This window comes from Streptosporangium sp. NPDC051022, from assembly GCF_040683035.1.
In the GTDB taxonomy this organism is placed as follows: Bacteria; Actinomycetota; Actinomycetes; order Streptosporangiales; family Streptosporangiaceae; genus Streptosporangium.
In genome coordinates this window covers 14712-35818 of record NZ_JBFBCF010000055.1, presented here as the reverse complement: position 1 = coordinate 35818, position 21107 = coordinate 14712, and the positions used below count along the sequence as shown (strand labels likewise).

Annotated in this window: 20 protein-coding genes and 1 riboswitch; of the genes, 13 read left to right on the top strand and 7 right to left on the bottom strand. The window is 70.6% G+C overall.

Going from position 1 to position 21107, the window contains the following annotated elements; translation table 11 throughout:
- Positions 1–47 precede the first annotated feature (47 nt).
- From AB0N02_RS45575 to AB0N02_RS45560, 4 genes are all read left to right on the top strand, one after another.
- Positions 48–497: an RpiB/LacA/LacB family sugar-phosphate isomerase gene (locus AB0N02_RS45575; RefSeq protein WP_363961093.1), complete on the top strand. Its 450-nt coding sequence runs from the start codon at positions 48–50 to the stop codon at positions 495–497.
- 375 nt (positions 498–872) lie between these two features.
- Positions 873–2432, top strand: coding sequence for a M28 family metallopeptidase (locus AB0N02_RS45570; protein WP_363961091.1), 1560 nt, complete (start codon positions 873–875; stop codon positions 2430–2432).
- A 149-nt stretch (positions 2433–2581) separates the two neighbouring features.
- Positions 2582–4705, top strand: a complete 2124-nt coding sequence (locus AB0N02_RS45565; RefSeq protein WP_363961089.1) for a molybdopterin oxidoreductase family protein — start codon at positions 2582–2584, stop codon at positions 4703–4705.
- Between the two features lie 12 nt (positions 4706–4717).
- Positions 4718–5323, top strand: coding sequence for a PadR family transcriptional regulator (locus AB0N02_RS45560; protein WP_363961087.1), 606 nt, complete (start codon positions 4718–4720; stop codon positions 5321–5323).
- Here the strand turns inward: AB0N02_RS45560 and AB0N02_RS45555 are convergent.
- Positions 5266–5715 carry a GNAT family N-acetyltransferase gene (locus tag AB0N02_RS45555; protein WP_363961085.1) on the bottom strand — a complete coding sequence of 150 codons (450 nt, stop codon included), beginning with the start codon at positions 5713–5715 and terminating at the stop codon, positions 5266–5268. The two genes, AB0N02_RS45560 and AB0N02_RS45555, sit on opposite strands and share 58 nt — an antisense overlap.
- Before the next feature lie 91 nt (positions 5716–5806).
- On the opposite strand from AB0N02_RS45555, the gene AB0N02_RS45550 reads away from it, so the two are divergent.
- Positions 5807–6274, top strand: a complete 468-nt coding sequence (locus tag AB0N02_RS45550; protein ID WP_363961083.1) for a hypothetical protein — start codon at positions 5807–5809, stop codon at positions 6272–6274.
- A 49-nt stretch (positions 6275–6323) separates the two neighbouring features.
- Here the strand turns inward: AB0N02_RS45550 and AB0N02_RS45545 are convergent, their stop codons facing one another.
- From AB0N02_RS45545 to AB0N02_RS45535, 3 genes are all read right to left on the bottom strand, one after another.
- Positions 6324–6695, bottom strand: a complete 372-nt coding sequence (locus tag AB0N02_RS45545) for a VOC family protein (protein ID WP_363961081.1) — start codon at positions 6693–6695, stop codon at positions 6324–6326.
- Between the two features lie 155 nt (positions 6696–6850).
- Complete coding sequence (locus AB0N02_RS45540; protein ID WP_363961079.1) at positions 6851–7174, bottom strand: multidrug efflux SMR transporter; 324 nt, start codon at positions 7172–7174, stop codon at positions 6851–6853.
- A 17-nt stretch (positions 7175–7191) separates the two neighbouring features.
- Positions 7192–7258: riboswitch (guanidine-III (ykkC-III) riboswitch) on the bottom strand.
- Positions 7259–7277: 19 nt separating this feature from the next.
- Complete coding sequence (locus tag AB0N02_RS45535) at positions 7278–8063, bottom strand: class I SAM-dependent methyltransferase (protein WP_363961077.1); 786 nt, start codon at positions 8061–8063, stop codon at positions 7278–7280.
- A 191-nt stretch (positions 8064–8254) separates the two neighbouring features.
- On the opposite strand from AB0N02_RS45535, the gene AB0N02_RS45530 reads away from it, so the two are divergent.
- The 7 genes from AB0N02_RS45530 (at position 8255) to AB0N02_RS45500 (ending at position 15416) form a co-directional block, all read left to right on the top strand.
- The gene (locus AB0N02_RS45530) at positions 8255–10105 is read left to right on the top strand and encodes an acyl-CoA dehydrogenase (protein WP_363961076.1); all 1851 of its coding nucleotides are present in this window, start codon (positions 8255–8257) and stop codon (positions 10103–10105) included.
- 336 nt (positions 10106–10441) lie between these two features.
- Positions 10442–11182: an NUDIX hydrolase gene (locus tag AB0N02_RS45525; protein ID WP_363961075.1), complete on the top strand. Its 741-nt coding sequence runs from the start codon at positions 10442–10444 to the stop codon at positions 11180–11182.
- Positions 11179–12189: a lipopolysaccharide kinase InaA family protein gene (locus AB0N02_RS45520; protein ID WP_363961073.1), complete on the top strand. Its 1011-nt coding sequence runs from the start codon at positions 11179–11181 to the stop codon at positions 12187–12189. The genes AB0N02_RS45525 and AB0N02_RS45520 overlap by 4 nt, the downstream gene beginning before the upstream one ends.
- A complete protein-coding gene (locus AB0N02_RS45515) occupies positions 12186–12695 on the top strand; it encodes a helix-turn-helix domain-containing protein (RefSeq protein ID WP_363961103.1) in 510 nt (169 codons plus the stop codon). The genes AB0N02_RS45520 and AB0N02_RS45515 overlap by 4 nt, the downstream gene beginning before the upstream one ends.
- 217 nt (positions 12696–12912) lie before the next feature.
- Entirely contained in the window at positions 12913–13869 is a 957-nt protein-coding gene (locus AB0N02_RS45510; RefSeq protein ID WP_363961071.1) for a hypothetical protein, read from the top strand.
- Positions 13866–15140, top strand: coding sequence for an adenylosuccinate synthetase (locus AB0N02_RS45505; protein ID WP_363961069.1), 1275 nt, complete (start codon positions 13866–13868; stop codon positions 15138–15140). Before AB0N02_RS45510 ends, AB0N02_RS45505 begins: the two co-directional genes overlap by 4 nt.
- 51 nt (positions 15141–15191) lie before the next feature.
- Positions 15192–15416, top strand: a complete 225-nt coding sequence (locus AB0N02_RS45500) for a DUF6458 family protein (RefSeq protein WP_363961067.1) — start codon at positions 15192–15194, stop codon at positions 15414–15416.
- Positions 15417–15515: 99 nt separating this feature from the next.
- Here the strand turns inward: AB0N02_RS45500 and AB0N02_RS45495 are convergent, their stop codons facing one another.
- The gene (locus tag AB0N02_RS45495; RefSeq protein WP_363961065.1) at positions 15516–15809 is read right to left on the bottom strand and encodes a Dabb family protein; all 294 of its coding nucleotides are present in this window, start codon (positions 15807–15809) and stop codon (positions 15516–15518) included.
- A 268-nt stretch (positions 15810–16077) separates the two neighbouring features.
- Here AB0N02_RS45495 and AB0N02_RS45490 point away from each other — a divergent pair, with 268 nt between their 5' ends.
- Positions 16078–16374 (top strand): hypothetical protein, encoded by a 297-nt coding sequence (locus tag AB0N02_RS45490; RefSeq protein ID WP_363961063.1) that lies wholly within the window; start codon positions 16078–16080, stop codon positions 16372–16374.
- Between the two features lie 397 nt (positions 16375–16771).
- Here AB0N02_RS45490 and AB0N02_RS45485 read toward each other — a convergent pair whose 3' ends face one another.
- Positions 16772–18538, bottom strand: coding sequence for an ABC transporter ATP-binding protein (locus AB0N02_RS45485; protein ID WP_363961061.1), 1767 nt, complete (start codon positions 18536–18538; stop codon positions 16772–16774).
- A 1065-nt stretch (positions 18539–19603) separates the two neighbouring features.
- Positions 19604–21097 carry a dihydrolipoamide acetyltransferase family protein gene (locus tag AB0N02_RS45480; RefSeq protein WP_363961059.1) on the bottom strand — a complete coding sequence of 498 codons (1494 nt, stop codon included), beginning with the start codon at positions 21095–21097 and terminating at the stop codon, positions 19604–19606.
- Positions 21098–21107: the final 10 nt, after the last annotated feature.

Below are 21107 nucleotides of genomic sequence, written 5' to 3'. Positions count from 1 at the left end.
TACAGGTGCGTCACCGATCTTCTCTTCCAGTGTCCACAATCGGAGTCATGCGTATCTCACTGGCCACCGACAGCCTTGACGGCGTGGCTTCCATCCTCGTGTCGGAGATCGAGAAAAGAGGGCACACGGTGATCCCGCACGGTGCCGTGAGCGACGAGCGCGCCGACTGGGCGTGGTGCTGCGCGCGGGCCGCCGAGGACGTCGCCTCCGGCGTGGCGGACCAGGCGGTCGTGTGCTGCTGGACGGGAACCGGGGCCTCGATCGCGGCGAACAAGGTGCGGGGGGTACGGGCCGCCCTGTGCCCGGACGCGGCGACGGCCGCCGGGGCCCGGCGGTGGAACGACGCCAACGTGCTGGCGATCAGCCTCCGGCTGACGTCGGCGCCGTTGCTCGAGGAGATCCTGGACGCCTGGTTCGCCGAGGCTGCGAGCCCCGATGAGACCGATCTGGCGAACATCGCGTACCTATCCGAGATTGAGAATGAATTGACTCGCTGAACTGCGGCGATGCTAGCCGGAGCGAGCGGCCGGCTGAAAAGCTGATCTTCATGCGCCGCAGTCCGTTCGCCGCCGTCGCGGTTCCATCGCACCTGACCATAGCCATCTCCGGCAAACCTCGCTTCTCCAGGGACGGTGCGCAACTTTCCGGACGGACGGTCTCGGACCGGGCACGTGTCGGCACACGACCGTGAGTCGCCACGCCTGTGACGCCACGACCGTCAAGTGGCGCGGGGGAACGCCCCGAACGCTGATCCGACTCCGCTCTATAACGAATGTGGAGCCGGTCTTTAAAGATCGCGATCGCCCATACTACGTTCCGATTATCGCGATCACGGGGGATTTCCTGCTCCACTCTTGTTAGAGGAGTTTCGCATGCGCGCACGCGCGTACAAGGGCTTACTGGCTGCGGTCACCGCGGCTTCGGCCATGAGCCTGTCCTTCGTTCCGGCCGCCTCCGCCAGCGCCGAACCGGACCCCGCGGCCTTCGGCCGTTCGGTCAAGGCACCGGCCGTCAAACGACACCTGGAGAAGCTCCAGCAGATCGCCGACGCCAACGGCGGCACCCGCGCCTCGGGCACTCCCGGCCACGAGGCGTCGGTCGCCTATGTGGCGGACAGGCTGCGCGCCGCCGGATACAAGGTGACGTTGCAGGAGTTCGAGTTCCCCTTCTTCCGCGTCATCGGCAAACCCGTGCTCGACCGGGTCGCGCCCGGCGCGAAGAGCTACGTGTCCAACACCGATTTCAGGCCCATGACGTACTCCGGCTCGGGCAACGTCACGGCCGCGGTGCAGGCCGTGGACCTGGTGCTGCCGCCGAGCCCGACGCCGAGCTCGACCTCGGGCTGTGAGGCGAGCGACTTCGCGGGGTTCACCCCGGGCAACATCGCGCTGCTGCAGCGTGGCACCTGCAACTTCCAGATCAAGGCCGAGCTGGCCCAGGCCGCGGGCGCGTCCGGCGTGATCATCTTCAACGAGGGCCAGCCGGGCGAGGGCTCCAACGACCGCCGCCCCCTGCTGAGCGGCACGCTCGGCGAGCCCACCACGCACATCCCCGTCGTCGGCACCAGCTTCGCCGTCGGCAACGAGCTGGCCGCGCCGGGGACGAGGGCCACGCTCTCCGTGAACGCCGAGAGCGACCTGCACCGCAAGACGCGCAACGTGCTGGCCGAGAGCCGCTGGGGCGACCCCGGCAAGGTCGTCATGCTCGGCGGCCACCTCGACAGCGTGGCGGAGGGGCCGGGCATCAACGACAACGGCTCCGGCAGCGCGGGCGTGCTGGAGACCGCGCTGAGGCTGGGCTCCCTGCCGACCAGGAACAAGCTCCGCTTCGCCTTCTGGGGGGCCGAGGAGCTCGGCCTGCTAGGCTCGCAGCACTACGTGGCGAGCCTCTCCGCCGAGGAGAAGGCCAAGGTCAAGCTGTATCTGAACTTCGACATGATCGCTTCGCCGAACTTCGTCTACGGGATCTACGACGGCGACGACTCCGACGCGACCGGCGCGCCCGCCGGTCCTCCCGGATCGGACAAGATCGAGAAGCTCTTCGAGTCGTACTTCAAGGCGATCGGCCAGCCGTACCAGGGCACCGACTTCACCGGCCGCTCCGACTACGGCCCCTTCATCGCGGCGGGCATCCCCGCCGGCGGCCTGTTCACCGGCGCCGAGGGGATCAAGACCGCCGCGGAGACGGCCAAGTTCGGCGGCGTGGCGGGGGTGGCCTACGACAAGTGCTACCACCAGGCCTGCGACACCATCGCCAACATCGACGACAGGGCCCTGGCGGTGAACACCGGCGCGATCGCGACGGCGGCGCTCGTCTACGCCTACAGCCCCGACCTGCCCGGTGGCACTCCGGTTCCGGCTCCGCTCTCCAACCAGCGCAGGGGCGGTGACGTCCCGGCCCAGGACCACGACCACGCGGGCGTGGCCCAGTAGTTCCGGCGGTCCCGGCGACCGTCGACGGTCCATGTGAGAGGGGGTACGGCCCGGCGGCCGTGCCCCCTTCTCGACGCCCCCTTCTCGACACTCCCTCCCGATGCCCCCTCTCAACGCCCCCTTTCGGCCCGTCTGGCTAGAGTCGGGGCATGGCGCTGGATGAACTACGCGTTCTGGGGGCGTGTCCGCTGGACTGCCCGGACACGTGCTCGTGGGTGGTGACCGTCCGGGACGGCGAGGCGACCGGCCTGCGCGGCAACCCCGACCACCCCTACACGCGTGGCGCGCTCTGCGTGAAGGTCAACCGCTATCTGGAGCACACCCGGGCGGCCGACCGCATCCTCCACCCGATGCGCCGCGTCGGCCCCAAGGGGTCGGGCCGCTTCGAGCGGATCGGCTGGGACGAGGCCCTGGAGGAGATCTCCGTACGGCTGCGCGCCATCGTGGCCGAGCACGGCGGCGAGGCGATCTGGCCCTATCTGGGCACCGGCACGCTGGGATACGTCCAGGGGTGCGAGGGCGTCGCGGGCAGGCGGTTCTGGAACGTCCTGGGCGCCTCCAGGCACTATCTGAACATCTGCTCGACCGCGGGGAACGTCGGGCTGTGGCGCACCAACGGCACACCCGCCGGGATGGACCCGGAGACGTTCGCGCTGTCGCGGCTGATCCTGCTCTGGGGCACCAACACGCTGACCAGCGGTCACCACATGTGGAAGTTCGTCCAGGAGGCCAGGGCGGCCGGGGCGCACGTGGTGGCGATCGACCCGATCCGCACCAGGACCGCCGAACAGGCCGACGAGCACCTGCCGATCCGGCCCGGCACGGACGCGGCCCTCGCGCTCGGGCTGATGAACGTGGTCCTGTCGGAGGGCATGGAGGACCGCGACTACCTCGACCGGCACACCAGCGGCTGGGAGGACTTCCGCGCGGAGATCCTGCGCCATCCCCCCGGGCGGGTCGCGGAGATCACCGGGCTGCCCGAGGCCGACATCCGCGCCCTGGGCGTACGGCTGGCGCACACCCGGCCGACCGGCATCCGGGCCACGATGGGCCTCCAGCGGCACGCGGGCGGCGGTGCCGCGCTGCGCGCGATCGCCGCCATCCCCGGCGTCACGGGCGACTGGCGCCATCCGGGCGGCGGGGTCGCCTACTCGACCAGCGGCCACATCCACCTGAACATCGACAGCCGGGACGACCTGCTGGCCGCGCCGGTCAGGCGGCTGACGATGACCCGGCTGGCCGAGGGGCTGGACGAGTCGGTCAAGTGCCTGTGGGTGTACGCGGCCAACCCGATGGGCTCGACCCCCGACCAGAACCGCGTCCGCGAGAGGCTGCTGCGCGAGGACCTGTTCACCGTCGTGATGGAGCAGTTCCCGACCGACACCGTGGACTACGCCGACATCGTGCTTCCGGCGACCATGCAGACCGAGCACGTCGACCTGCACGCGGGCTACGGGCACATGTACCTGATGTGGAACGAGCCCGCGGTCGAGCCGCCGGGCGAGTGCCTGTCGACCACGGAGACGTTCCGCCGCCTGGCCCGCCACATGGGCCTGACCGAGCCGTCCCTGTACGACTCGGATCTGGAGCTGGCCGAGCAGCTGCTCGCCTCCGGTCACCCGTCGCTGGAGGGCGTCACGGTCGACCGGCTGCGGAAGGAGGGCTGGGTCAGGCTCAGCGTGCCGCGGCCGTTCGTGCCCTTCGCCGACGGCTTCCCGACGGCCTCGGGGAGGATGGAGTTCGGCCGGGGACCCGCCTACGTTCCTCCGCGCACGGCCTCGGCGGGGGACGGGCCGTACCCGCTGGCGCTGATCACCCCGGCCTCGCACACGTTCCTCAACACGACCTTCGGCAACAACCCCGAGCTGCTGCGGCGTTCGAAGGGGCCGCGGGTCCTGGTCAACCCCGAGGACGCCGTCCGCAGGGGACTCGGCGACGGGGACCGCGCCCGGGTGTTCAACGACAGCGGCGCGTTCGAGGCGGTGGTCGAGGTCACCGACCGGGTACGGCCCGGCGTCGTGGCCTCGTCCAAGGGGCACTGGCGCAAGCTGAGCGCCGGGGGCGCGACGGTGAACGCCGTGGTGGAGGAGCGCGACGCCGACATGGGCCGGGGCGCGGTCTATCACGACAACCTGGTCGAGCTGGCCCCCTGCGCCCCGCCCGACGCCCTGCCCGACACCCCGCCCGACGCCCTGCCCGGCACCTCCGTCCGGCCCGGTCACGTCCGGTCCGGCATAGGTAAAGCCCCCGTGCCGCACGCCGACGACGCGTGAGATCCTGCCGCGATGACCTCCACACTCGGATACGCGATCCTCACGGTGCTCGCCCGCGGGCCGAGGTCCGGATACGAGCTGGCCACGGCCATGGGGCATCCCCTGGGATATTTCTGGACCGCGCGGCACAGCCAGATCCATCCGGAGCTGCAGCGCCTGGTGGCGGCCGCGCTGGTCGGCTTCGAGCAGGTCCCCGGGCCGGGACCGCAGCGCAAGAAGATCTACTCCATCACCGGCCCCGGGCTGGCCGCGCTGCGGGAGTGGGTGGTCGAGCCGCCGCAGCCGCGCCCCGAGCGCGACGAGCTGGTGCTCAAGGCGTACGCCGCCTGGCTCGCCGATCCGGCCGAGCTCGCCAAGCTCTTCCGGAGCCGGCTGGAGGCGCACGAACTGCGGCTGGCGGCCTTCGAGGCGGAGCGGGCCGCGTTCCCTGGAACACCCGGCTACGGCAGTGAGCGGTTCGGCGAGTACGCGACCCTGTGGTGCGGGATCGGTTACGAGAACCACCGCATCGCCTGGTGCCGCTGGATGATCGACCAGCTGGAGACGGGCCGGTGTCCCGATCAGCCGAGCGTGAGCTTGTATCCCTCGTGTGAGGCGACGAAGCCCAGCGAGTCGTAGAACCGGTGGGCGTCCTTGCGGGCCTTGTCGGTGGTGAGCTGGACCAGGGCGCAGCCCCTCGCCCGGCCGCGCTCGACGGCCCACTCCATCATCTGCCGGCCCAGCCCCCGGCCGCGTAGCGCGGAGGCGATCCTGACCGCCTCGATCTGCAGCCGGAGCGCCCCCTTGCGGGAGATGCCGGGGATGTAGGTGAGCTGCATGGTGCCCACGATCTCGCCGTCCAGCTCGGCGACGATCAGCTCGTTGTTGGGGTCGGCCTCGATGGCCTCGAAGGCCGCGCGGTGCTCGTCGCCGAAGTCACCCTGGCGGGCGGCGGCGATCGTGTCGTCGGCGATCAGGGCCACGACCAGCGAAACGTCATCGATCCGGGCGGCCCGGAAGGTTATCGGCATGACGGTCAACCTAATAGAGGGGTGGGTGTCAGGGGTGGATCAGGGTTCCTCCCCGATGCGGACAAGGGGGTTGGAAGGGCAATCTGATGACATGAACGACGAACTCACTCGACGTGATGAGATGTCTCTCGCCGGCGCGGCCCTGCGCGGGGCGCCCTGGCGGGCCGCCGCGGTGACCGGGGGCACGGTCGCGGTCACCAGCCTCGGCATGGGGGTGATCCTGCCGGGCAGCCCGGACTTCACCTGGGCGCTGTCGCTCGGCATCGCCCTGTTCACGATGGTCGCGGCGATCGGTTCGATCGGCAGGCCCAACTCCGGCGACCGGGTGACGCGGCAGGCCCGTCTCTGGGCGCTCCGCCGTCCCTGGCGGTTCTCGCTCTACCCGGCGCTCGGCGCGGCGGCGCTCATGTATCCGGTGCAGCTCATCCTCGACGACGAGGGCGTGTTCGGCGCGGCGTTCGACGCGCTCCAGGGCGGTGTCGTGGTGTATCTGATCACCGCGATCGTGGCCCTGACGCTCAGAGGACGGGGACGCCCCTCGCTGCCCCACGGCCGCTGACCGGGCTCGGCCCGCTCGACGGGCTCAGCGCCGGAACGCCGTCACGCCGTCACGGCTTCCGCTCGTAGTCGGCGCGGCAGACGCAGAACTCGTTGCCCTCGGGATCGAGCATGGTCACCCAACCGGTGCCGTCGGGGTTGCGCCGGTCGTCGTGGACCGTGGCGCCGATTTCGGCCAGCCGCTCGACCTCCTGGTCGCGGGTGGTGCCGTCGGTGCCGGTGACGTCGAGGTGGACGCGGTTCTTGACCGCCTTGCCCTCGGGAACCCTGATGAACAGCAGGTTGGGCGTGCCCGGGATGAGGACCTCGTCGTCCTCCTTCTCCGTCTCCGGGTGGAGCTCCCGGCCCGTGGCCAGGCTCCAGAAGGTCGCCAGCTCGTACGGCCGGGCACAGTCGAAAGTCACGTAGTGAACGTCAATCATGCGCACACCCAACCGCGACACCACCTATCCCGTCAAGCCGGTTTCATCTCGACACGCGGCGACGGGACAGGGGTGGGTCGGCGGCCGCCCTCGACGGCCTCCCTCGGTGGCCGCCGTCATTGGCCGCCGTCATCGGCCGCCCTCGGTGATCGCCGTCAGTGACCGCCGCCGGCGAGGTTGAGGCCGACGACGCCGACGAGGATGAGGGCGATCGAGGCGATCTTGAGGAATGACACGTCGTCGCCTAGGACGAGCATGCCCAGGGACGCGGTGCCGACGGCGCCGATGCCGGTCCAGACGGCGTAGGCCGTACCGACCTCCAGGCTCTTGAGGCCCATCGCGAGGAGGCCGAAGCTGAGCACGGCGAAGACGACGAACCCGATGCTCGGCAGCATCTCGGAGAATCCATGGCTCAGCTTGAGCGAGTACGCCATGGCGACCTCGAACAGACCCGCGACGATGATGACCACCCAGGCCACGACGGCTCCTTCCATCAGGAGCGTCGTCTTTTCAGACCGGGTACGGCGCGTCTCGTCCGGGAGCGTCTCGACTGAGCGCTCTATGGGGACAACACGACGGCTGTCATGATGATTCCCACCAGAGCGTGAACCACCGGTCACGCGGAAGCGGCCACATGTCGAGCGCGACCACCGCCGCGACGACCTCCTCCGCCCGGTCCGGGTCGAGGCAGAGCCGCCTGCAGGCGCTCTCGGCCAGGTCCTCCAGCCTGGTGAAGCGGGGCAGCGGGGCCAGGCGATCCTCGTGGCACACCTTGTGGCCGAGCGCCTCGGCGACGGCGATCACGTCGTGGACCGTGGGCCGCTCCGGGCGGACGAGCCCGTGAAAGTGCGCCCAGAGGGGGTTGAGCCAGCTCATCGGGTGGCGCTCGGTGAGCTCCAGGACGACCCGCGCGCGGGCGTGGCCGGACAGCTCGGTGAGGAAGGCCGCCAGGTCGGGGACGTTGTAGACGACGTGGGAGGCGACCGCCACGTCCGCGGCCGGGGTCTCGGCCGCCACGTCGGGCCAGCGCCCCATGACGACCCTGAGGGGGACGCCCAGCGCGGCCGCCCGCGCCTCCAGCTCGGCGAGCATCCCGGCGGAGGTGTCCACCGCGATCAGCTCCCCCAGGCGCGCGGCCAGCGGCAGGGAGGCCGCACCGGTGCCCGCGCCGACGTCCAGCACGCCTCCCCCCTGCGGGAGCGCCTCGGCGATCCGCTCCAGGGTCGGCCCTCCGAGGTCGGCGAGCGCCAGGTCGGTCCGCTCGGCGAACCGCGCGGGCGAGTGTCCCCAGGGATTCGTCCGCGCCCGCGCCGCGATCTCGTCGGGAATCGCCCACAACGCGAGGTCGGCACGCCACCGCTCGTCCATGTTGACGAGCCTAGGAGATCCGCCGCCGATTCGCCGGGCGGGGCGCCTCGGACCCGCCGATTCCCTCGCTGAAGTGTGACAAACGTCCCTACGCGGACAGTTTCCAAGGGTTACCGACGGGTAGCATTACCGGTAAGGTTACTGACGAGTACAAACGGTCGGGTTCCCCCCGGTTTCAAGGAGCAGACCCCATGGGCCACTACAAGAGCAACCTCCGGGACCTGGAGTTCAATCTCTTCGAGGTGTTCGGGCGCCGGGACATCCTGGGCACCGGCCGCTACGCCGACCTGGACGAGGACGTCGTGCGGAGCATCCTCGACGAGGTCAACCGTCTCGCGACGGGCGTACTGGCGGACTCCTTCGAGGAGGGCGACCGCAGGCCGCCGGTCTTCGACCCCGCGACCGGCACGGTGACGATGCCGGAGGGCTTCAAGAAGTCCTTCGCCGCCTACCGCGACGCGGGCTGGACCAACATCGGCCTGCCCGCCGAGCTGGGCGGCCCCGGACTGCCCAGCACCGTCAACTGGGCGCTGGCCGAGCTGGTCCTCGGCGCGAACCCCGCCGTCTGGATGTACGCCAGCGGCCCCGCCTTCGCCTACGTGATGCACCTCATCGGCACCGAGGACCAGAAGCGCTTCGCCCGGCTGGCCATCGACGGGCAGTGGGGCGCCACCATGGTGCTCACCGAGCCCGACGCCGGCTCCGACGTGGGCGCGGGCCGGGCGAAGGCCGTACGGCAGCCCGACGGCACCTGGCACATCGAGGGCGTCAAGCGCTTCATCACCAGCGCCGAGCACGACCTCGCGGACAACATCTTCCACCTGGTGCTGGCCCGCCCCGAGGGACACGGCGTCGGCACGAAGGGCCTGTCGATGTTCCTGGTCCCGAAGTACCACGTGGACCTGGAGACCGGCGAGCTGGGCGAGCGCAACGGCGTCCGCGTCACCAACGTCGAGAAGAAGATGGGCCTGAAGGTCTCCACGACCTGCGAGCTCACGTTCGGCGGCGAGCGCCCGGCCGTGGGCACGCTGATCGGCGACGTGCACCAGGGCATCAGGCAGATGTTCATGATCATCGAGCACGCCCGGATGATGGTCGGCACCAAGGCGATCGCCACGCTCTCCACCGGCTACCTGAACGCGCTCGAGTACGCCAAGGCCCGCGTGCAGGGCGCCGACCTCACCCAGATGACCGACAAGTCCGCCCCGCGCGTGACCATCACCCACCACCCCGACGTGCGCCGCGAGCTCATGCTCCAGAAGTCGTACGTCGAGGGCATGCGGGCGCTGGTGCTGCTGACCGCCACCTACCAGGACGCGGTGCAGATCGCCGAGTTCGAGGGCCGCAGGGACGAGCACGCGGAGGCGATGAACGACCTGCTGCTCCCCCTGGTCAAGGGCGTGGGCTCCGAGCGCTCCTACGAGCTGCTCTCCCGCTCGCTGCAGACCCTGGGCGGCTCGGGCTACCTGCAGGACTACCCGATCGAGCAGTACATCCGAGACGCCAAGATCGACTCCCTCTACGAGGGCACCACCGCGATCCAGGGCATGGACCTGTTCTTCCGCAAGGTCCTGCGCAACCAGGGCGCCGCCCTCGGCTCGCTGTATGCCGACATCAAGGCCTTCGCCGCCTCCGAGGCGGGCAACGGCCGTCTCAAGGAGGAGCGCAGGCTGCTCGACGAGGCCGCCGACGAGGTCAAGGCCATGGCCGACACGATGGCGGGCTGGGCCATCGGCGCGCTGGAGAGCCCGGCGGAGATCTACCGGGTCGGCCTCAACACCACCCGGTTCCTGCTCGCCCTGGGCGACGCGGTGATCGGCTGGCTGCTCCTGCGCCAGGCGGAGGTGGCGCTGGCCGCGCTGGACTCCGCCGGCGACGCGCCGGACTCGGGAACCACCGGGCGGGACCAGGCGTTCTACACCGGTAAGGTGGCGGCGGCGTCGTTCTTCGCCAGGGCCGTTCTGCCCCGCCTCGCGGCCGAGCGCCGCGTGCTGGCCGACACCGACCAGAGCCTGATGGAGCTGCCGGAAGACGCCTTCTGAGCTCTCCGCTCCGCCGGACCGAGCTCTCCGCTCCGCCGGATCCGTCCCGGATCCGCGCCCCGGACCACCTGCTCCCGCGGCAGGCGAGAACGAGGGGTGATCCCGCTCACGGGATCGCCCCTCGTTCGTTTCGTCCCGGGACTCCGGGCCCGGGTTCGCGCGACGGGCACGACGGGCGGCAAGCGCGGCAGGCGGCGGGCACAACGGGACAACAGGACAACAGGCGCGGCGGGCGGCGGGCGGCGGGCACGACGGGTGCGGGGCCGGTGCGCGTTGTTGACGTCCACGACAAGTTATTCTCATAATGAGATTATCTTGATCCGAGAAGGACGTGTCATGGACGAAGACGAATCCGAGTTCCTGGCCGGATACGACCCGCGGGCCTACCCCGCGGTCGCCGTGACGGTCGACGTGGTGGCGCTGACCATCCGTCAGGACGCGCTGCACGTGCTGCTGGTCGAGCGGGGCGGACAGCCCCAGGCGGGACGGTGGGCCCTGCCCGGAGGATTCATCCGGCCGGGCGAGGACCTGCACGAGGCGGCCAGGCGGGAGCTGGCCGAGGAGACCGGCCTGGCCCCCCGCGCGCACATCGAACAGCTGGCCAGCTACGGGTCACCGGAGCGGGACCCGCGAATGCGGGTCGTCTCGATCTCCTACCTGGCCTTCGCCCCCGGCCTGCCGGATCCGCGGGCGGGCTCCGACGCCGCGGACGCGGCCTGGCACCGGGCGGACCGGCTGCCCGATCTGGCCTTCGACCACGCGCGCATTCTCGCCGACGGCCTGGAGCGGGCCAGGGGCAAGCTGGAGTACACACCGCTGGCCACCACGTTCGTGGACGAGCCGTTCACGATCTCCGAACTTCGCGGCGTCTACGAGGCGGTGTGGGGCGTCCCGCTGCACGCCGGCAACTTCCACCGCAAGATCCTGTCGGTGCCCGGGTTCGTGGAGAGCACCGGGGAGAGCACCGAGAGCGGCGGGACCCGCGGCGGTCCCCGGGCCAGGCTCTACCGGGCGGGGAAGGCCCGCCTCCTCCATCCGGCGCTGCTGCGCCCCACCCGTGAGGACGAGGCGCGATGACCACGACGACCGAGGCGATCGCGCTGGTGTCCGCCGCCCGGACCCCCGGGGAACTGTTCGGCGGAACGTCACCGAAACGGGTCTACCGGCGGCTGGCCCGGCTGCTCCACCCCGACCTCTCCCCCGGCCCCGAGGCCGCCGCGGCGTTCGCCAAACTGGCCCGGCTGTGGACGGCGCACGGCGCGGACCCCTCGGCGTCCACGCACGGCGGGAGCGGCGCGCGGGCCGCGGGAGGCGGGGACGCCGAGACGGTGATCATCACCCCGCGGGACTCCCACCGGATCGGAAAGGTGTTCCGCCGGGGCGCGACGGCCGTGCTGTACGAGAGCGGGGCCGGGACGCTGCTCAAGGTCCCGCACAGCCACGCCGACAACGACCTCATGCGGCGCGAGGCGGACGCGCTCAGGACGATCGAGCGGGACGGCGATCCGCGCTTGCTGCCGTACGTTCCCCGGCTGGTCGACTCCTTCCGGCACCGCTCGGGCGGGGTCGAACGGCAGGCCAACGTGATCAGCCGGGTCCCCGAGGGGTTCGTGAGCCTGGCGGAGGTCGCGCGGCTGCGGCCCGCGCTCGATCCACGGGACGCGGCGTGGATCTGGCGGCGGCTGCTGGTCGCGATCGGGACGGCCCATCGGGCCGGGGTCGTGCACGGCGCGGTGTTCGGGCACCACGTCCTGGTCCACCCGCTCGACCACGGCCTGGTGCTCGTCGACTGGAGCCAGTCCGTTCCGCTCGGCAGCCCGCTGAGCGTGCTCGTGGCCCGGCACCGCGACGACTATCCCCGGGAGGTCCTCGCCGGGGAGCCCGCGACCGAGGCCGTCGACATCCGCCTCGCCACCCGCTGCGTCGCCGCCCTCATGGGCGATCGGGCGCCCGGCGCGATCCGCCGCTTCGTGCGCGGCAGCCTGCTGAGCCCGCCGCGTGACGCCTGGCGGCTCCTGGGCGAGCTCGACGACCTGCTCGACGACCTCTACGGTCCCAGGAAGTATCGGCCCCTCCAGCTCTGAGGCGTCTCCGCGAGCTCATCGTCACGACCGCGCTGGACCTGTTCGCCGAGCGCGGCGCCGCCGTGTCGATGGAGGAGATCGCCCGCGCCGCGGGCCTGGGCGTCGGCACCATCTACCGCCACTTTCCCGACCGGCAGTCCCTGATCGAGGACATCGCCGTCGACGCGCTGCGCCGGCTCATGACGTTCAGCGAGGCCGTCGCGGCGGAGGGAAGGCCGTGCTGGCAGACCCTGCGCCTGGTCGTCGAGCACTGCGCCGGACTGCCCCTGGCCCTGATCAAGTCACTGTCGCCCGCGACGACCTCCCACCCCGAGCTGCCGCGGCTCGAAGGCGACCTCAACGCCCTGTTCGAGCGGCTCGCCAGGGGCGCGCAGGAGGAGGGGGCACTGCGCGAGGACATCCCGCCCGGCGAGGTCGTCGGCCTGCTCAACGTGGCCGTCTGCCGCCCCGGGGCCCGCGCGGACGACTACCTCACCACCGTCATACTCGACGGCCTCAGGCGCTGAGCGCGCCGTACCGGACCCGGGGAACACACGCGAGGCGGATCCGCACGGGTTGACGGGTTGACGCGGTCCATCGTTCTTCTCATAATGAGACTAACTCAGGGTGAGAACAACTAGGGAGAATCCCTCCGACACCCCTCCGAGGCTCCTTCGACGCTCCTTCGACGACCTTCACGGGCCTGGCAGACGCCGGCCCCCGACCCCGGAACCGGGAGATCCCATGGGAAGCGGAATCTGGTCAACCGACGTCTACACCGCCGCCGCGAGCTACCGGGCGGCCAAGGGCACCAGCGCCTTCGCCTACAGCGACGGCGGCGCGCGCTCCGTGCACGACGCCCTGAACCCGTACGGCGTGGCCGCCCGCGAGAGCCGGGACTCCGACGAGCACCCCGAAACGCTCGCCATCGCCGTCCTGTTCGACGTGACCGGCTCGATGGGCGGGGTGCCCCGCACTCTCCAGACCAAGCTGCCCGACCTGCTCGGCCTGCTGCTGCGCAAGGGTTACGCCACCGCCCCGCAGATCCTCTTCGGCGCGATCGGCGACGCCACCTGCGACCGCGCCCCGCTGCAGATCGGCCAGTTCGAGTCGGACAACCGGATGGACGACGACCTCGGCAGGATCCTGCTGGAGGGCGGGGGCGGCGGCCAGAAGACCGAGTCGTACGAGCTGGCGATGTACTTCATGGCCAGGCACACCACGCTCGACTGCTTCGAGAAACGGGGACGCAGGGGCTACCTGTTCATCATCGGCGACGAACTGCCCTACCCGAAGGTCAGCCGCCGCCAGGTCGCCCAGGTGATCGGCGACCGGCCGGCGCGGGACATCCCGACCCGGGAGATCGTCACCGAGCTGACCAGGATGTACGACGTCTACTACATCCTGCCCGCCGGGGCGAGCTACGCCGGGGACGGCCAGGTGCTGACCGCCTGGCGCGAACTGCTCGGCCAGAACGTCCTCGAACTGGACGACCTGGACGCGGTCTCCGAGACCATCGCGCTCACCGTCGGCCTCGGCGAGGACGCCATCGACCTGGACGAGGGGCTGGACGACCTCGGCGAGCTCGGTTCGTCCACCGGGAAGGCCGTGGGTAAGGCGCTCGCCAGGCTCGGCCGGCGGGCGCTCGTGGTGACCGAGGGGCTGGACGCCGGCGGTGAGAGCGGCGTGATCCGGCTGTGAACGCACGGCGGACCGGCCGGGAGGCGGGACACCTCACGGGCGAGCACGTGATCGTCACCGACCTCGGGTACGGCGACGCGGGCAAGGGCACGGTCGTGGACTGGCTCTGCGCGACGGGATCCGCCGGGGCGGTCGTGCGCTTCAACGGGGGCGGGCAGGCGGCGCACAACGTCGTCCTGCCCGACGGGCGGCACCACACCTTCGCCCAGTTCGGGGCCGGGACGTTCAGCGGCGTGCCGACCCACCTGTCGCGGTTCACGGTCGTGGACCCGCTTGCCCTGGCCGCCGAGGCCGCCCACCTGAGGGAGATGCGGGTCCCCGACCCGTTCGGGCTGCTCACCGTGGACAGGGACGCCCTGCTCGCCACGCCGTACCACGTGGCGGCGGGACGGGCGCGGGAGCTGGCGCGGGGCGGGGGCCGGCACGGGTCGTGCGGGATGGGCGTGGGCGAGACCGTCTCCTACGCCCTGCGACACCCGGACCTCGCGCCGACCGTCGGTGACTGCGAGAATCCCGCGCGGCTCGCGCGCAAACTGCACGTGCTCCGTGAGGCGCTGAAGACGACGCCGACGACGGGGGTGGTGGCGGAGCCGTCGGTCGAAGACTGTGTGGCGGCCTACCGGGCGTTCGCCGAACGGGTGACCCTCGCGGACTCATCGTTCCTGGCCGCGCTGCTGCGCGGGGGGCCGGTGATCTTCGAGGGAGCCCAGGGGGTGTTGCTCGACGAGTGGCACGGCTTCCACCCCTACACCACCTGGAGCACGACGACCTTCGCCAACGCGCTGACCCTGCTCGACGGGGCGGCCGCGGTACGGCTGGGCGTGCTGCGCTCCTACACCCCGCGCCACGGCCCCGGCCCGCTGGTCACCGAGGATCCGGCCCTGACCGCGGCCGAGCCGCACAACGAGACGGGCCCGTGGCAGGGCCCCTTCCGGATCGGTCACTTCGACGCGGTCGCCCACCGCTACGCGCTGGCGGTGACCGGAGGTGCCGACGCGCTCGCGCTCACCCATCTGGACGTCCCCGTGTCGCGGATGTGCGTCTCCTACGACATCGGCGAGATCCCGGTGGGTACGGCGGGCGACCTCGACGGGCAGGCGAGGCTGACCCAGCGGCTGACTGAGGCGCGTCCCCGCTACGTGGACGGCGTGGACGACTGGCCCGCGGCGGTGACCGAGGCGGTCGGCGTCCCGGTGCTCCTGGGGTCCTGGGGACCCACTTCCACCGACAAAACGCTTCTGGGAAGCATGAGCTCTCCGCATCGGGTATGACCAATGTAAGGACTTCGTTTACCCGTCCATTACTCGCATCCGGAGGGCCTGATGGGAGTCGGGGTCAGCATCTTCTTTCTCACGGTGGGCGCCATCCTTCGATTCGCCATCGAGCCCGACGTCCTGGGCAAGAACGTGCACATCGACGTCATCGGCCTGATCTTCATGATCGTCGGCGCCGTCGGGATCGTACTGAGCGTCGTGCTGGCCCCCAGACGCGGGCACACGTCGGACGGCCGCCTGATGCACCGCGAGAACAACCCGCCCGGCGTCTGACGCGGTAACCGCCCCCCTTCACCGACTCCGCGACCGCCCGGGCGCCGATCCGGCGAGCCGCGGAGCGGAGCGGACCGGCGCCGGCGAAGCCACCCCGTGTCAGAAGGTGAACTGCGCGGCCGCCCTGGAGGCGACGATGGGCTTGATGTACTGGGCGATCACGGCCTGGTGGTCCGGGTGGTCGCGGTAGACCAGGTAGTCGTCGACGTTGTCGAAGTCCGCGACGACGGCGAACTCGTGGTTGCCGGGGTTCACGCCCGCGTCTGCGCCGAGGGTGTAGGCGCGGATCTCCGGGATGATCCCCGTCAGCTTGGCCAGCTCGGTCTCGACCGCGGCCTTCTGCTCGTCGGTGGCGTTCTCGGTCCAGGTGAACAACACGACATGCCGGAACATGATCTTCCCTTCGTTCGGGTGCTCCGCCAGCGTACGGCCACGCTCTTCGGGAATCGACCGCGGGTGCCGAATCACATTCAGCATGGCACCGACTTCGCCGCCCAAAATGACCCGATATCCACCATTTATTTCTTATTTATACACATCTGTGGGCCTTTGCCAAAGCATAGGTGCTTTGCGGTGTCGTGGTAGATGCGCCTCCTGCGATGTTTGGGGTGTTCGGAGCCCAGGAGGACGGAACCGTCTTCTCGTGAAATCGGAGGATCGCATGACATCGAAGATTGCTACCTCGTTCGTCGCGAGCACTGTGGGCGCAGGGCTCCTCGTCGGAGCCCTCATGGCGACTCCGGCCGGAGCCACGGTCACGCAAACAGCGAAGACCACGGCCGCCCAGAACATCACGTCCACGGGCTTCATCACCGGCTGCGGATGCGGCTGGCGGCGCGGCTGCTGCTGGCGGCGCAGCTGTTGTCGCTGCGGTGGCGGCTGCGGCTGGAGGAACAACTGGCGGTGGAGTGGCTGGGGCGGCGGCTGGGGCGGCGGTTGGGGCGACGACTGGTGGTAGGCCAACGGCGGGACGCCCCGCTCGCCTGAGAACCGCACCACCGGGATGAGATTGCGTTTCCCGCTCCGGCCGGTCCGGGGGAACCCGGCCGGCCGGAAAGCGGAAAGGCGGTAAAGCCTCGGAAGCCGAAACGGCGTGCCGCCGGAAACAGCGCCGACGCCGATTACGGGAAGCGAAAACGAGCAGACCGTTTCGCTCCGCGACGAACCCGTTCCCCACGCCTCTCAGTGGGGAACGGGTTCGTCGCGCACGCTCCGGGTTCGGCCCGGAGGACACGGCCCGGAGGACACGGCCGGGAGCCGCGGGCCTGGCTCACGGGAGCCGCCGGGATCACGGGAGGCAGGGGGCACGGGCCCGGAAGAGGGCCAGAGGGGGAGTCACCGGCCGGAAGGGAAGGTCAGGCCGGGCGCGGTGTCGTGCCGTGGAAGGACGTCGCGCCGTGAACACCGACGAGCCTGACGCGGTCCCGCCTTGGACAGGCCACGGTGTCGAGGACGATCGTACGGGCCGTCTCGGGGATGAGACGAAGATCGTGGGTGATGAGGACGGTCGTACGGCCGGCCATCAGACGCCCGAGAGGCTCCATGATCCGTGCCACGGTGCGCGCGTCGAGGCCGGTCATCGGTTCGTCGAGGACGAGCACGGGAGCGTCGCGCAGGATCGCCCTGGCGATGGCGATGCGCTGGCGCTGACCGCCGGATATGAGGCGGCCGCGCTGCCCGACGGACGTGTCGTACTTCTCGGGCAGCGTGCCGATGAACTCGTGCACGTCCGCCAAGACGGCGGCCCTGACGATGTCGTTCATGTCCGCGCCCGGACGGCCGTAGGCGATGTTGTCACGCACGGTCCCGGAGAAGAGCAGGTTCTCCTGCTGGAGGACGGTGACGTTGTCACGCAGCCAGCGGCGCGGCAGGTCGCGGATGTCCACCCCGTCGAGCAGGATGCGCCCCTCCGTGGGGTCGTAGAAGCGCAGCAGGAGCTTGGTGACGGTGGACTTGCCCACACCGCTGGGCCCGACACACGCGACGAGCTCGCCCGGTTCGGCACTGAAGGACAGGTCCCGCAGCGTGGGCCTCGTCCTGCTGGGATAGGTGAAGCCGACCCCCTCGAAGCGGATCGCACCACGACTCGGCACCGCCGGGGACACGACTCCGGCGCGGTCGGTGACGGCGGGCCTGGCCCGCAGGATCTGGATGACGCGGTCGGAGCCTGCCGCGGCCTCGGAGACGATGAGCGCGAGCTGCCCGAGGTTCTGGACCGCGGGGTAGAGGTAGGCGAGATACGCCGCGAAGGCGAGCAGCCCGCCGATGGTGAGGCGGCCCGCCGCGATCTCCCACGCGCCGACGCCGATCACCGTGAGCAGGCAGACGGTCTCGATGATCTGGACGACCGGGCCGTACAGCGCCGACAGCCTGGCCCTGGCCACGTTGGCCCGCAACCAGGCGTTCCCCTCGTCGTGCAGCCGCCGTGCCTCCGCCTCCTGGCGGTTGTATGCCTGGACGAGGGACTGGTTGGCCAGGCCCTCCTCGACGACGCTGCTCATGGCCGCGTTGCTGAGCCGCTCCCGCGCCGCGGCGTTTCTGAACCTCGACGCGAAGGACTTGGAGACGATCAGGAACGCCGGGGTCAGCGCGAACGTCACCAGCGCCAGATCCCACCGGAGGTACAGGGCCGCCCCGGCGAAGAAGATCACGCTGATGATCGTGGTGAGGAGCCGGACCAGTCCGGAGCCGACCAGTTCCTCGATGGCCTCGATGTCGCCGGTGAGCCGTGCCATCAGGTCGCCGAGTCTGCGGTTGTCGAAGAAGTCGGGGGTCAGTGTCTGCAGGTGCGAGAACGCCTCGTCCCGCAGGCGCAGCAGAAAGCGCTCCCCGCCCACGGAGGTGGCGTAGGAACCGACGAAGGAGGCCGCGCCCGAGATGACCACCAGGATGAGCCAGGTGAGCGCGGGAGACCAGAACGCCGCCAGGTCCTGCTTGCTGAGCACCTCGTCCGTGATGAACCCGAACAGCCCGATCGCGGTCACCTCGCAGAGGATCGACACGACCGCCAGCAGGACACCGGCCACGAACAGCCTGCGGAGCCCCCAGGTGAGGGGCCAGAACCGCCGGAAGGTCTTCCGGATGGCGACCGTGGGCGCGATGGCCGGCGGGGAGTTGGCCACGGGTTCCGCCCCGTCCGGGCCGCCTGACACACCTGACACACCTGGCCCGCCCGGCCCGTTCCGTACGGGGGATCCGCCGTCACGCAGGGGGGAGTCAAAGGAGAACCGGCGGGTTATCCGCCGGTTCTCGCTCGATCTCGCTACCACCACCAGCCGCCCCCGCCACATCCGCAGCGACGACGACGGCAGCCGCCCCAGGCGAGCGGTGCAGGGTTAGCCGGGAAGAACCTGTCCAGTCTCATTGACTTTCCCTTCTGGCTGACCTTTCATGAACTTTCAATTTCCGACGATAGCACCAATATGCGTATTCACTACTAAACCAAAAACGGATTGAAGATGTTTTGACCGCCCATTCCACGGGCTCGCCCGGCCCGACGGGCGAGATCTTTGAAATTCTCTCCCGGCAGGCCATGCACACCGTCAATCAAAAGGCATGTCCGGCAAAGCCGGTCCCACAAAGAATGCAAGAGAGATCCGGCGTGATTTCACGGGAGGGTCATCACCATGCATGGCAAAAAGGTTGCACCGAACGCCTCACCACCCCCATGGATCCTCCACGGAAGAAACACAGGACCGACATGAAGGCAAATGAGGGACAAATGGCGCGGGCGCGCCCCGGCGGCGCCGGTGAGACTCCGAGGATGCCCCGGCGAGATCCACGGGGCGTCCGGGCGGACTCCGTGCCGCCCGGCGGCCACACCACAGCCCGGGAACCGTCCGGAAGCCATCGATCGAGGGCCGTCACGGGCCGTCCGAGACTGTCGGGGCTTGTCGGGGCTTGTCTGGGCTTTTCGGGGCCGCCGGGTCCGGCAGGGGCGGGACCCGTCAAAGGTCGCGGGGGCCGTAGAAAGCCGTTGAGGGCTGCCGAGGGTCGTTGAGGGCCGTCAAGGACGGTCGGTGAACGAGCCCGCCCCCCTTTCGGGGAGCGGGCCCGTCGCGTTCGCGTGCCGGCTCCGGCCCTTCCAGGTTGTTCCAGCTTGTTCTAGGTTGTTCCGGGTCGTTCCAGGTCATGTCCGGTGACGACCGGCCGCCCGGTACCGCGGCGCCGGCCGTACCGGGGGGCGGTCAGCCCCAGGCGAGCATGCGCAAGGGATCCTCGAGCATGGCCCCCACGTCGCGGAGGAACAGCGAACCGAGCTCGCCGTCCACGATCCGGTGGTCGAAGGAGAGCGCGAGCGTGCACACCTTACGCGGCACGATCTGCCCGTCCACCACCCACGGCAGGTCCCTGACCTGGCCGAAGGCCAGGATGGCCGACTCGCCCGGGTTGAGGATCGGGGTGCCCGCGTCGACTCCGAACACGCCCACGTTCGTGATCGTGATCGTGCCCCCCGCCATGTCCGCGGGCTGGGTACGGCCCGCACGGGCGGTCTCCACGAGAGCTCCCAGGGCTGCGGCGAGCTCCGGCAGGGGCAGGGCGTGGGCGTCCTTGACGTTGGGGACGAGCAGGCCGCGGGGGGTCGCGGCGGCGATGCCCAGGTTCACCCGGTGTTTGACCACGATCTCCTGGCTCGCCTCGTCCCACGCCGAGTTGATCATCGGGTAGCGGCGGGCGGCCACGAGCACCGCCTTGGCTACCAGGAGCAGCGGCGAGACCTTGACCTCGGCGAAGTCGGGAAGCGCCCGGAGCCGCACGACCGCGTCCATGGTCCCGGTCACGTCCACCTGGAGGAACTCGGTGACGTGCGGTGCGGTGAACGCCGAGGCGACCATCGCCTGGGCGGTCGCCTTGCGGACCCCCTTGACGGGGATCCGCTCCTCGTCGGCCTGGGTACCCCGTACCGCCGGCCCGGCCACCGAGCCGACCGCCGAGCGGACGTCGTCCCGGGTGATCGTCCCCTGCGGGCCGGTGCCGCTGAGCGTGGTCAGGTCGACCCCGAGGTCCTTGGCCAGCTTCCGCACCGGGGGCTTGGCCAGTACGGCGACCCGCCCGCCCCGCGTGGCCGCGCCCTCGTCCCTGGTGTCCCCGACGTCCCCGGCAGCCCCGGGAGCGCTCCCCACGACGGCCTGCGCGGACGGCCGGACGGCGGGCCGGGCGGGCGGCTGGGTGAGAGGCCGAACCGGGGACTGCGCCGAAGACTGAGCCGACGCCTGGGCCGACGCCTGGGCGGGCGGCTGGCCGGAGCCGGTCTGCGACGACTTGCGGGGGCGGCGCTTGGTGGGGCCCGTCTTGACGCCGTAGCCCACCAGAACGGGCTGACGCTCCGGCTTGGGAGCGGCGGGCACCATGTCGTCGGCCAGGGCCTGCCGGTTCTCCGGGGCGGCGCCGGACTCGGCACCGGCTCCCACGCCGGGTTCCGCGACCGGGGAGGAGACGGGACCGCTGCCGTCGTCGACCGTGATGATCGGCTTGCCGACGTCCACGGTCTGTCCCTCGTCCGCCAGGAGAGCGACCACCACCCCTTCGAACGGGCAGGGCAGCTCGACGACGGCCTTGGCGGTCTCGATCTCCACGATGATCTGGTTGATCTTGACGGGGTCTCCGGCCTTCACGTGCCACCGGACGATCTCGGCCTCCAGCAGGCCCTCTCCCACGTCGGGGAGCTTGAACTCCTTCATCGTCGTCTCC

Bases quoted from the DNA above. Each gene is read 5' to 3' on its own strand.
- AB0N02_RS45535 (WP_363961077.1), bottom strand. From the start codon at position 8,063: ATGGACGAGCGGTGGCGTGCCGACCTCGCGTTGTGGGCGATTCCCGAC.
- AB0N02_RS45525 (WP_363961075.1), top strand. From the start codon at position 10,442: ATGGACGAAGACGAATCCGAGTTCCTGGCCGGATACGACCCGCGGGCC.
- AB0N02_RS45520 (WP_363961073.1), top strand. From the start codon at position 11,179: ATGACCACGACGACCGAGGCGATCGCGCTGGTGTCCGCCGCCCGGACC.
- AB0N02_RS45575 (WP_363961093.1), top strand. From the start codon at position 48: ATGCGTATCTCACTGGCCACCGACAGCCTTGACGGCGTGGCTTCCATC.
- AB0N02_RS45550 (WP_363961083.1), top strand. From the start codon at position 5,807: ATGAACGACGAACTCACTCGACGTGATGAGATGTCTCTCGCCGGCGCG.
- AB0N02_RS45530 (WP_363961076.1), top strand. From the start codon at position 8,255: ATGGGCCACTACAAGAGCAACCTCCGGGACCTGGAGTTCAATCTCTTC.
- AB0N02_RS45545 (WP_363961081.1), bottom strand. From the start codon at position 6,695: ATGATTGACGTTCACTACGTGACTTTCGACTGTGCCCGGCCGTACGAG.
- AB0N02_RS45570 (WP_363961091.1), top strand. From the start codon at position 873: ATGCGCGCACGCGCGTACAAGGGCTTACTGGCTGCGGTCACCGCGGCT.
- AB0N02_RS45510 (WP_363961071.1), top strand. From the start codon at position 12,913: ATGGGAAGCGGAATCTGGTCAACCGACGTCTACACCGCCGCCGCGAGC.
- AB0N02_RS45495 (WP_363961065.1), bottom strand. From the start codon at position 15,809: ATGTTCCGGCATGTCGTGTTGTTCACCTGGACCGAGAACGCCACCGAC.
- AB0N02_RS45565 (WP_363961089.1), top strand. From the start codon at position 2,582: ATGGCGCTGGATGAACTACGCGTTCTGGGGGCGTGTCCGCTGGACTGC.
- AB0N02_RS45555 (WP_363961085.1), bottom strand. From the start codon at position 5,715: ATGCCGATAACCTTCCGGGCCGCCCGGATCGATGACGTTTCGCTGGTC.
- AB0N02_RS45480 (WP_363961059.1), bottom strand. From the start codon at position 21,097: ATGAAGGAGTTCAAGCTCCCCGACGTGGGAGAGGGCCTGCTGGAGGCC.
- AB0N02_RS45500 (WP_363961067.1), top strand. From the start codon at position 15,192: ATGGGAGTCGGGGTCAGCATCTTCTTTCTCACGGTGGGCGCCATCCTT.
- AB0N02_RS45560 (WP_363961087.1), top strand. From the start codon at position 4,718: ATGACCTCCACACTCGGATACGCGATCCTCACGGTGCTCGCCCGCGGG.
- AB0N02_RS45490 (WP_363961063.1), top strand. From the start codon at position 16,078: ATGACATCGAAGATTGCTACCTCGTTCGTCGCGAGCACTGTGGGCGCA.